General features: G+C 46.2%; 10 protein-coding genes. 3 read left to right on the forward strand and 7 right to left on the reverse strand.

The window, feature by feature from the left end; translation table 11 throughout:
- Positions 1 to 139: 139 nt before the first annotated feature.
- The 6 genes from QXT02_RS06685 to QXT02_RS06710 form a co-directional block, all read right to left on the reverse strand.
- Positions 140 to 1,678, reverse strand: a complete 1,539-nt coding sequence (locus QXT02_RS06685) for an ABC transporter ATP-binding protein (RefSeq protein ID WP_342812708.1) — start codon at positions 1,676 to 1,678, stop codon at positions 140 to 142.
- A 123-nt stretch (positions 1,679 to 1,801) separates the two neighbouring features.
- A complete protein-coding gene (locus QXT02_RS06690; RefSeq protein ID WP_342812709.1) occupies positions 1,802 to 2,776 on the reverse strand; it encodes an amidohydrolase family protein in 975 nt (324 codons plus the stop codon).
- 8 nt (positions 2,777 to 2,784) lie between these two features.
- Positions 2,785 to 4,686, reverse strand: coding sequence for an aldehyde ferredoxin oxidoreductase family protein (locus QXT02_RS06695; RefSeq protein WP_342812710.1), 1,902 nt, complete (start codon positions 4,684 to 4,686; stop codon positions 2,785 to 2,787).
- Between the two features lie 13 nt (positions 4,687 to 4,699).
- Entirely contained in the window at positions 4,700 to 5,641 is a 942-nt protein-coding gene (locus QXT02_RS06700; protein WP_342812711.1) for a 4Fe-4S dicluster domain-containing protein, read from the reverse strand.
- The gene (locus QXT02_RS06705) at positions 5,599 to 6,180 is read right to left on the reverse strand and encodes a hypothetical protein (RefSeq protein WP_342812712.1); all 582 of its coding nucleotides are present in this window, start codon (positions 6,178 to 6,180) and stop codon (positions 5,599 to 5,601) included. Before QXT02_RS06705 ends, QXT02_RS06700 begins: the two co-directional genes overlap by 43 nt.
- A 131-nt stretch (positions 6,181 to 6,311) precedes the next feature.
- Positions 6,312 to 6,593, reverse strand: coding sequence for a MoaD family protein (locus QXT02_RS06710; protein ID WP_342812713.1), 282 nt, complete (start codon positions 6,591 to 6,593; stop codon positions 6,312 to 6,314).
- Between the two features lie 160 nt (positions 6,594 to 6,753).
- On the opposite strand from QXT02_RS06710, the gene QXT02_RS06715 reads away from it, so the two are divergent.
- Genes QXT02_RS06715 through QXT02_RS06725 form a run of 3 tightly spaced genes read left to right on the forward strand, consistent with a single transcriptional unit; the run spans position 6,754 to position 9,604 of the window.
- Positions 6,754 to 8,013 carry an acetylornithine deacetylase gene (locus QXT02_RS06715; protein WP_342812714.1) on the forward strand — a complete coding sequence of 420 codons (1,260 nt, stop codon included), beginning with the start codon at positions 6,754 to 6,756 and terminating at the stop codon, positions 8,011 to 8,013.
- Between the two features lie 12 nt (positions 8,014 to 8,025).
- The gene (locus QXT02_RS06720; protein WP_342812715.1) at positions 8,026 to 8,409 is read left to right on the forward strand and encodes a RidA family protein; all 384 of its coding nucleotides are present in this window, start codon (positions 8,026 to 8,028) and stop codon (positions 8,407 to 8,409) included.
- A gap of 52 nt (positions 8,410 to 8,461) precedes the next feature.
- Positions 8,462 to 9,604 (forward strand): iron-containing alcohol dehydrogenase, encoded by a 1,143-nt coding sequence (locus QXT02_RS06725; protein ID WP_342812716.1) that lies wholly within the window; start codon positions 8,462 to 8,464, stop codon positions 9,602 to 9,604.
- Here the strand turns inward: QXT02_RS06725 and QXT02_RS06730 are convergent.
- A partial coding sequence (locus QXT02_RS06730) for an amidohydrolase (protein ID WP_342812717.1) occupies positions 9,601 to 10,941 on the reverse strand: 1,341 nt, incomplete at its 5' end. The genes QXT02_RS06725 and QXT02_RS06730 overlap by 4 nt on opposite strands.

Here is a 10,941-nt window from a genome sequence, read left to right on the forward strand (position 1 = left end):
CCTCGGCAGCAACACCAACATCAACGATTCTATCTCCTTCAACCAGAACTGAGGCGTTCCTGAGGATCTCGCGCTTGGGATTCATGGTGACAACAATTCCATTATCGATCAAAATTCTTTCCGCCATATTCCAACCCCATCAAATCTTCTTTCCAACCATCAAGTCACCGACCCTTTCCCTCGTGGCTTCTTGCCTAGGTATAATCGCTACCATCTCACCCTCATACATTACTCCAATAGTATCGCTGAGCTTCATTATTTCATCCAAGTCACCCGAAAACATAAGTATCGCCTTTTTTTCCTTTTTTTGCCTCAAGAAAACGTTATGAATAAATTCTTGGCAGCCTACGTCAAGGCCAGCGGTGGGCTCCTCCACTAAAATAAAATCAGGGTTGGAGGAGAGTTCTTTAGCCAGAAGAAGTTTTTGCAAATTTCCACCTGAAAGTGTCCTAGCGATGGTTCGCGGTGTAGGCGCCCTGATATCAAATTCTTCCATAAGTTTCTTTGTCAGTTTGATAATTTCATCGTAATTCATCATGCCTCTTTTTGAGTACGGTGATTTTTTGTAGTAGCTCAGCGCAACGTTTTCATAAAGCGTTAGATGCGGAACAATACCGCGCTCCAAGCGTTCACCGGGAACAAACCCCACATTCAGGTTGCGAAATACTGACGGCGGCTTGTTCGTAATATCATTACCGCGATATAAAACTTTACCACTTACTGCTTTTCTGAGCCCAACTATGGCCTCAACCAGTTCTTTTTGGCCATTCCCGGCAACCCCCGCCACGCCGAATATTTCACCTGCCCTAACAGAAAAGGAAACCCCCTTTACTGCAAGGAACCCCTTATCATTGTAACTTTTCAGATCCTTAACTTCAATAATCTTTTCACCTTCTTTCACGTGAGGTATTTTCACCTCAGACTCGATCTCTCTGCCAATCATGCTGGTTATGATCTTATCTCGGGAAACTTTTTTGGTTGAAAATACGCCCGTGACTTTGCCCCGCCTCAAAACTGTTATCCTATCACTTACTGCCAAGACCTCCGGTATCTTGTGAGTTATAAATGGTATTGAGGCTATCCCTGAATTCGCCATTTTCTCCATGCTTTGCAAAAGGGCCATTTTTTCTGGCGGTGAAAGCATTGAGGTGGGTTCATCCATAATCAAAATCTTACTTCCACGATAAATCGCCCTCAGTATTTCCACTTTCTGCTTTTCTCCAACCGAAAGCTGCCAAGGCTTTGCGTCAAGAGGGACTTCTATTCCAAACTTATTTTGCAGCTCTTTTATCCTTCTTTCCTCCTCTTTTTTATCAACGAATGGACCTCTGGATGGCTCCTGCCCTAAAACTATATTCTCCCTAACAGTTAAGGTCGGGACCAGCATGCTTATCTGCGGAATGAGACCAATGCCGAGTTCAATGGCATCCTTAGGTGATTTTATTTTGACCTTTTTCCCCCAAATTTTTATCTCGCCCTCGTCCGGTTGGTAAAGACCATAAAGGATCTTCATTAGGGTTGATTTTCCAGCACCGTTTTCGCCAAGAATGCTGTGGATCTCACCTTTTTTCAAAGAAAAATCAATATGATCGTTAGCCAAGACTCCAGGAAACCTTTTAGTGATTCCCTTCATCTCTAAGACATATTCGCCATCTTCGGAAGATTGAGAGGATTTCATCAAAAAACCGACACCACAAACAAATAAAAACCTATTGGTTTAACCTTTTTTTGGATCCGCCCCCATTTAAAAAAGTAGATTTTTACGATATTGGTTTCATCAGAAAAGTCAAATGTTTGCTATTTACACGAGCTTCAAAAGCTTTTTCGCGTTTTCAACCATTATCTTTTCCTTCTCCTCATCAGAGATGTTTAGGTTTTTGATAAACTCCACCGATTTTTCCAGCGATACGAAAGGATAATCGCTTCCGAGCACTACCTTATCCGCCGTCAAGAGTTGATAAGCACAGGAGAAAGCGGGTAAATAAAATGATTGGGCTGTGTCAACATAAATCCTTTTGAAATATTCGCTTGGAGGCTTGGATATTTTTTCTTTACAATCGGGGTTGATATTGTACTGGTGATCTATCCTACTTATGAGATAAGGTATAACGCTCCCGGCATGTGGTAGTATTAGTTTAAGCCCCCTATACCTCTCGAGTACTCCTCCGAAAATGAGCCGCAAAACAGCCAGTGTCGTATCAAAGAGAAAACCGACCACAGTTGTCAACCCGTATTCCATCATCACTTCGCTCATCAACGGCGTGGTGGGGTGAATTAAAATTGGAAGCTCCAGCTTTTCCGCGGTTTCATAAATCGGGTAAAACCCTTCCCAGTCCAATGGTTTGCCGTTAACGTTAGAGGGTATTTTGAGGCCTCTCAGCCCAAGTTCATTTACAGACCTTTCCACCTCTTTAACGGCTAGATCCGGATATTTCATGGGGACAGTAGCAAACGCCAAAAATCTGGAATTTTTCTGAGTAATTTCAGATAGCTCGTTGTTGGTCTCCTTTGCGATCTCCTCAGCAACACTCTTTCGAAACATGTCAACGCCGGGTATAGCAAGACCGAGAACTTGAAGATCAACTCCGCTCTTGTCCATCTCTTTCTCTCGAACACTCAAATCATACATTCTCTCGTCAAAAGGATAGGCTAAGCCATCTCCATAAAAAATCAGGTAGCCTCCATCTTTTTTCTCTATCCTCGGCACACCACGGAACTTCAACAGGCGGCTCAAATAACCCTTAGTGATTATCTCGGCATGGATATCGATAATCATAAAAAATTTTACCCCTGAATTATGCCTCTTTTTATCAGATCCTCAGCAATATCCGTCAAACCTAACTCTTCAAGCTTTGCCTTGGTTGGGTGCCCAGTTTTCACATCCCAGCCCCTCAGCCCATAGTACCTGTCCTTTAGCTTTTCAAAGGTTTCTCTGTCCAAGCGCTTGATTTTTGATTCAATTGGCTCGGTGAAGAATTTATCGGGAAAATTGTCATCATCTCTGGTTAGGCCACACTTGGAGTTGAAAGCCCTTTCGACGTTGTATATTCTCTCACCTATCCTTAATAATCCTTCAGCAGTATAGCTAAGACCAGTCACCGCATACATCCACTCCGCATATTCAGGTAAACCAAAGCTATCCTCACTCTGCGTCCAAGTCACGTTTTTACAAACCGCCAATGAATCGATGACTGCATTCATGTTCTCGAAAAATATCACCGCCTCGGCCTTGTTTTCAGTACTGCTGTCGTCGGCAAAATTATATTCAACACCAGCCCATTTTCCATACGCATTGCTGAGCGGCATCCCTTTGAGGTGATCTGAACCCCTAGTTGATGTAGCATGGGAAAGTGCAGTTCCCCAACCAGTCCTTGGATCTATTTCCATTCTCCCGCCTTTAACTTGGTGGGCGAACTTTTCACTGCCTTTACCAAATTTTCTGGCGGCAAGTCTAGTTCCTTCGGCGAGTAAATCACCAAATCCCTCACGGCGAACTATTTTATCCAGCATGGCTAACGCTGCCTCTTGATTGCCCCATTCAAGCTTTATGCCTCCAGTGTCCTTTTCAGATATCAATCCGCGTTCCCAGAGCTCCATAGCCCAAGCGATGGCATAGGCTGGACCATCGCAGTCTATTCCCAGCCTGTTGGTCTCCACTGCCCATTTCAGCACAAAATTCAAATCAAATATTCCCATCATGTAACCATCAATCATCTGGTTGTATTCGTAACCTTCGCCAATCAAATCCTTGAATGGCCCCTCCAACCCTTTGAGCACGTGGCCACAGTGCATCTGGCAGTTGAAACATCCTTTCCACCTAACTATGTGTTTGGCGAAGGCCTCATGATCCACTTTGGGAAACTCTGAAGCCGGCACCCTTGGAAGGGTAAAGTTCTTTGTCGGATTGGACTTTTGCTTTTCATTTCTCAACCAGGTGAGCCAAGGTTTTCCATAATAGCTGTACCACTTGTACTTCGCCGATCCTTTCATCATTTCGACACATTTTTTGAACAAATCTTCGACCAGCTCCGGATGCGCCACTTGGACGCCCTTGGTGCCACGAACGGCTATCGCCTTCAGCTTTTTCGAACCCATGACAGCGCCAACACCACCCCATCCTGCGGCTCTAGCTCTGTCGTTCATGATGGCCGCGTCCCTAACTAGATTCTCACCCGCCGGACCGATCAAGGCTATTTTTATATCAGGATCACCGATTTCCTCCTTCAAAATATCGTCAGATTGGAAGACATCCTTACCCCATATTTTGCTCGCGTCCCTGAGCTCAACCGTGTCGTCGTCTATCCAGAGATAAACAGGCTTGCTGGATCTGCCCTGAAAAACTATGTGATCATAACCAGCGAATTTTAATTCCGGGCCCCAGTGGCCGCCCGAATTGCTGTCGGCGAAAGCAAAGGTGAAAGCCCCCTTGGCGGTGACCGTGTACCTGCCACTGGTAGGAATCATGGTTCCTGTCAAAGGACCGGTTCCAAAGATGAGCCTGTTCTCAGGATCGAATGGATCAATTTCTGGACCCACCTCATCGTACAAAATTTTCGCATTTATCCCGGCTCCGCCCAAAAAATTCATGGCGAGATCTTTAGGCAATGGTTGCTTCACTATCTTCTCTCGAGAAAGGTCAACCCTGATGATGGTTCCAGCCCAACCATAGATTTTTTCCTTTTCCATTTTTTTCACCCATTCAAGGCTTCTCTAAAATTTTTTTCTCAATTCTATTTCTGGCCAAGATTCTGGGACCCACGTCCTGCCGAGCGTAGAAAACAGCACCCATTGGGCAAACCATAGCGCACCTTGGATTTCCGCCACAAAGATCACATTTTGTCACTTTGTTTGTCTTCGGATCAACTATGATTATCGAGAAGGGACAAGCCTCAACACAGGCCCTGCACCCAATACATATATTTTGATCGATCACTACAGCACCTGTGTCCTTGTTCCTGCTGATGGCGCCCACAGGGCATGCTTCCATACAGGGTGCTTTTTCACAGTGCCTGCAAACGACCGGAACGTCCCTAAGCTTGTTCTCAAGCTTTACTATTCTGAGAAGCGCTCGTGAGGGGTTCTTTTCTTTATAATGGTAAAAGGCGCAAGCTAGCTCACACGTCCGACAGCCCGTGCATCTCCTCTCATCAGTAAAGAGCATTTTCCTCTTTTCCTTAATTTCTTCATTATTCATGTGTGGGGAATCAATTCTAAACTTAATAAGTTTTTCCAAAGTCTTTTTGGATTCGGATAAGAGAGGTTGTCTAATAAATCTACAAATAAAAATCTTCATTCTCTTCATCGCGCGCGCCCGCGCGTAGGTGCGGAGATTGTGCGCAATCGCCATCAAGAGGGAATCGATTGCCCTCGTTTTAAGCAGTCTACATCTCGTCCGACTTTCATACCTGACGGCGAACCCGCCGAACGGTGCCTCACCCACACCCCGCATGCGATAGAGTTCACGGTTCCGATCGAAATCGCGGGCCGCCTGTCTGCGCAGGAGCCCCTTGAGCCCGATGTTTTTGAGTTTGATCACGGGCTCGAACCCGTGCCTTTTGGCGAGTTCGAAGTTCTTGGCCGCGTCGTAAGCCGAGTCGCCTAGCAGGGGTTCGCCTCCGCCGCGGAATTTTTTAGCAGGCACTTGAACTGCGGCGAATCGTGCGCTTGACCCCGCGTCACCCTCGCGGCGACTATGGGCACGAGGCCCGCCTCGCGCGAATAACCCTCGAGCACGTGCAGCTTAACGAATTCGCGCTCCGGGCATGTTTTGAGCGCCCTCCGGCGCTCTTGGTAGCGATCCGTTTCAACACCGGTCGAGTCCGTGATGAAGATCTCGCACTTGAACAGCTTGGCAATTAGTTCGTACAGGAGTTCGAGCGCCCGCTCAAAATAGACAATCGGCATGCGCTGGAGCCCCCACCAAATGGTTGCATGATCCATCCTGAGGCCTATCAGAAGAGGGGTTTCCCCTTCAGCGGCGCGAAGGCTGGAGCCGAAATATTTCCTGAAGATACCCATCGCGGCGTACAGTTCTGGACGGAACTTGGGCAGACGCCCACGTTTGGAGACCTGCCAAGGCGGGCCGAGGATGCTCACGACTCGTGAGCAGATTTTAAATATCTCCAATTTGTCATACAGTTTTGAGGCGTGATACGCCTTCCAGTAGTGGGGGTGTCTCATATGGGTACCTCCTTATGGGTTGTCCCCCCACTCCTGGTCCAGCTCCAAAAATCAATTTACTATTGTCCAAAAATAATAAAAATGAATTATTAGACAACCTCCGGATAAGAGAAAGCCTTAAACAGCAAAAATCATCCACCGGCGAGAGGCGGATAAATAATTACAACATCACCGTCTTTCAAAGATGTTTCAAAATCATCAGGCAATCTAACAGTTTTTCCATTTAGGGAGACAAAAACCCAATCAAGCAATCTGTTGGTTTTAGGATCAAACATTTCCTTTTTCAACTTTTCACCGAATCTTTTGACCAAAGCGCTAAATAGATCTCTAATGTTTTTAACATCATTTATCTCCGCTTCCTTCACTCCCGCCGCATCGCGAAAGGCGCCAATGAACTTAACTTTGACTTTCATACTTTTTTCTCTTCTTCGCGGAAGCCTATAAATTTTTAAGGTTCATTTATAAGTCTTCCCAAAACTCTTTCACCCAATTTTATTGAAAAAAGCCGAATTCGGCTAAATTTTTCAACACTTAAATTTTTATGAAAGTTCGCATATGAAATCGTGGGATTAAATGAAAACTATGAACCAACTTTTATCTGAAGTAGACGAAAGAAAGGAAGAACTCTTGAAATATGCTGCCAAGTTGATCTCATTCAAAACTCCGAACCCTCCGGCAAAAAACACGTTACCCTTGCAAAAGTGGCTGGCAAGCGAAATGAAGAAGACTGGGATGCAAGTGAAAATGGTCGATGTCTACCCAGGTGAACCTGATCTAGTTGGCACACTCGAAGGTAAAAAAGGTGGAAAAACCCTCGCCTTTAACGGCCATGTTGATGTGGCTGAGGTAAAAGAGGATGAAAAGTGGGACTTTAATCCTTTCAAAGGGTTTTACGATGATCAGTACCTTTACGGACGCGGCTCAACTGATATGAAAGGCGGCCTCGCTGCTGCACTCTTTGCAGTAAAAATTATCGCTGAAAGTGGATTAGAACTGAAACACAACCTGATGATTCAATCGGTAATCGGTGAAGAAGCTGGTGAACCGGGAACAAAAAGACTGCTGGAAAAAGGATACAGGTGCGACTTTGCCTTGATTCCCGAACCAAACGGATTAGAGGTCCAAGGGCAAGGTGGAGTCATTACCTTCTGGATCAAAATAAAAAGCCCAGAGGTCTACCACGACGCCGTCAGACACAAGATGATCCACGCCGGTGGCGGGGTTGAAGCAGCCAACACCATAGAAAAGATGTGTAAGATCATTGAAGGCATGCAGGAACTCGAGAGACATTGGGGGGTTATGAAAAAATATCCTAGAGTTTCCCCAGGGATCACCACCTTAAATCCGTCCGTGATCGAGGGGGGTAGAAACCCGATATTCATACCTGATGAATGCAAGATATGGTACACGGCCCACTTTTTACCAAATGAAAACGTTGAAGACATCAAAAAGGAAATAACAGATCACGTAATAAACGTCGCCAAAGCTGATGTCTGGCTGCGAAAACATCCGCCGGAAATCACGTGGGGCGGCGAATCGCTAGTCAGGGAAAAAGGGGAAGTATTTCCATCGGCGGACATTGACGAAAACAACCCATATGTTAAACTTCTGCTTCAAGTGAGGGAAAAAATATTGGGGAAGAAGCCGGAGGTTTCAATATGGCCATCCGTCTCAGACGCTGGTTGGTTTTCAAAGTTCGGTATACCATCGGCCATTTGCGGTCCGGGCAGGATTGAAGACGCGCACATAATCAATGAAAAAATAAGCGTTAAAGAACTCGTCGACGCTGCCAAGCTCTACGCGGCCTACATACTGGCCTTCAACGAAAAATAGTAGGTAAGAGCAATGAGGAAAATTTTCCAGATAAAAGACATGCCCCCAGCAGTAGGATACTCGCGCGCCATAAGAGCGGGTAACTTTCTCTTTGTCTGCGCCCAAGTTCCGGAAAACGCTAAAGGCGAAACAGTTAGTGAAGGCGACTTCGAAACACAGGCAAGACAAGTATTTTACAACTTGGAGAAAGTCGTGACTGAAGCTGGAGGAAATCTGAGCAACATTGTTGAACTGACTGCTTTTTTAACGGACATGAAAAACTTGGATATATTTAGAAAAGTCAGGGGAGAGTATTTTAAGGACTATTGGCCTGTTTGCACAATCGTGGAAGTAAGCAGGCTTCTATCCGAAAAGTGGATGATCGCTGTAAAGGCGGTTGCGTATTTTGATGAATGAATCTCACAAGGCTTAAGACAATAAAACCTCAACGAATAACGAGGTACTGTTAATGTTTGAGTTCAGAATAGTCCCCAAGATAATTTTTGGTCCGGGCAGCATTGACAAGACTGCTGAAGAATTGAGAGCTCTTGGCGGAAACAGGATTTTAATCGTCACTGATAAGGGATTGATAAAAACTGATCTGGTTAAAAAACTGGTTGAATCTCTAAAAGGACTTGACCTAGCTGTCTTCGATGGTGTGGAACCAAATCCCAAGGATAAAGATGTGGAGAATGGATTGAGGATTTTGAAAGAAAAAAATTGCGATTTAGTTGTAGGTATCGGCGGGGGGAGCCCGATGGATGTGGCTAAAATTATCTCTGCCATGGCAACCAATCCGGGAAACTTATGGGAATACCGAGGGATTGATAAATTCAAATTCCCATCTTTACCACTGCTCCTGATTCCAACCACTGCAGGAACTGGTAGCGAGGTCAGCCGCGCGGCAATGATAACTGCCAGTGCAGAAAAGAAAAAAACCCTGTTTTTAAGCTGGCATCTCACCGCAAGGACAGCCATTCTGGATCCTGAGCTGACCCTAAAGCTACCGCCAAGTATCACGATTTGGTCGGGGATGGACGCGCTCTCCCACGCCATTGAATCCTATATATCAAAAATGGCCAATCCTTTGACCGACATTTATGCTGAAAAGGCCATTGAATTGATCGTGAACAACATCGAAACAGCAGTAAAAAATGGCAACGAGATTGAAACTCGATCCAATATGCTCCTTGGCAGTCTGTTAGCAGGAATAGCCACCGCCAATGCTAGGTTGGGCAACGTTCACGGGCTGGCCCATGCTATAGGGGGCAAGTACGATCTGCCGCACGGTTTGCTCTGTGGTGTACTGCTTCCAGTCGTGATGTATCATAATTTGAAATTTTGTGTGGAAAAGCTTCGAAAAATCGCCGCAATATTGGGTGAAGATGTCAGTCATCTCCCATCTGAGAAAGGTGCTAAAAGGGCTGTGGAATTAATCAAAGAACTGGGTAAAAAGTTAGGATTGCCTGAAAAGCTTGAGGATATCGGAGTGAAAAATGAGGATATCGCTGAACTGGTAGAAAAAACTGATATAATACCCTCGAACCCCAGACCTACTTCTAAGGAGGACTTATTCGACCTTTACAGGATGGCTATCACAGGCTCCTTTTAAAACGGTAGGGGTTTGATGTACTTCTTTCGTCTCTCCAGCAGGTCCGCCGCCAGCTCCCCATGCCTTCTGATGATCTCGCCCAGATCCATCGTCTTCAGCCTGCGGCCCTCGACGACGACCTGGCCATCGACCATCACCGTGTCCACCGAGTTGCCCAACGAGGAATAAACCAGGTTCTGGCAGATGTTGGAGTACTCGCCGAAGTGGATGGGCCTCATGTTGGGGACGTTCAGGTCGATGAGGATGATGTCGGCCTTCTTGCCCACCTCTATGGAGCCGATCTCCCTCTCCATCCCCAGCGCCTTGGCTCCGTTCAGCGTCGCCATCTCCAGCACCTGCATCGCCGGCATCTTGGAGGCATCGGTGAACCTCGACTTCTGGGCCAGTGAGGCGAACTTCATCGTCTCAAACATATTAACCGTATTGTTACATGGGGCATCATCCGTTCCCAAGCCAACGTTAACCCCGAGTTCAACCAGTTCAGGTATTTTGGCGAGCCCGTTTCCCAGCTTGGCGTTGGAGACTGGATTGTGTGAGATGTGGGTCCCGGTTTCCGCGTAGAGCCTCATCTCCCGTTCTGAAAGCCAGACGCAGTGGGCCGCAACTACATCGGGGCCCATGACGCCGAATTCATAAGCACGCTCCGTGGGCCTCTTACCATATTTTTCCAAACATGTAGCTACTTCTCCCTTTGACTCGTTGAGGTGGATGTGTATTCCGGTTTTATATCTATCAGCAAGCTCTCTTGTTCTCTGAAGAAATTCATCGGAACAAAGCGGGAGCCATTCAACTCCCAGCCAGACCTTCACTCTTCCGCTTGTTGATTTTATTTCTCTGATCGCCTTTTCGTTATCATCAAGACTCTCCAAACCTTCAACCAAATCTGCTGTAGTGCTTGAAAGAACTGATTTAATTCCTACCTTCTCTGCCGCTTTAGCGCAACTTTGAAGCTTGATATACATGTCATTTACGATCGTAGTTCCGGAAAGCAAGGCCTCTGCATAGGCAAGTAAGGCTGTGTAATAAACGTCCTCATCTGTCATTGCTTTCAACATGGGATAATAAAGGCTGTCAAGCCACTCCTCCAAGCCCATGTGTTCTCCAACGCTCCTAGACATGTTGTCAGAGTGAAAATGGAGGTTCACCAGTCCGGGCATCACCACCTTATCTTCGGCATCGATAACAGTGTCTGGCTTGTGCCTCCGCCTCACCTCGGCAGCAACACCAACATCAACGATTCTATCTCCTTCAACCAGAACTGAGGCGTTCCTGAGGATCTCGCGCTTGGGATTCATGGTGACAACAATTCCATTATCGATCAAAATTCTTTCCGCCAT

It is taken from the genome of Hadarchaeum sp. (SeqCode) (assembly GCF_038871235.1).
In the GTDB taxonomy this organism is placed as follows: domain Archaea; phylum Hadarchaeota; class Hadarchaeia; order Hadarchaeales; family Hadarchaeaceae; genus Hadarchaeum.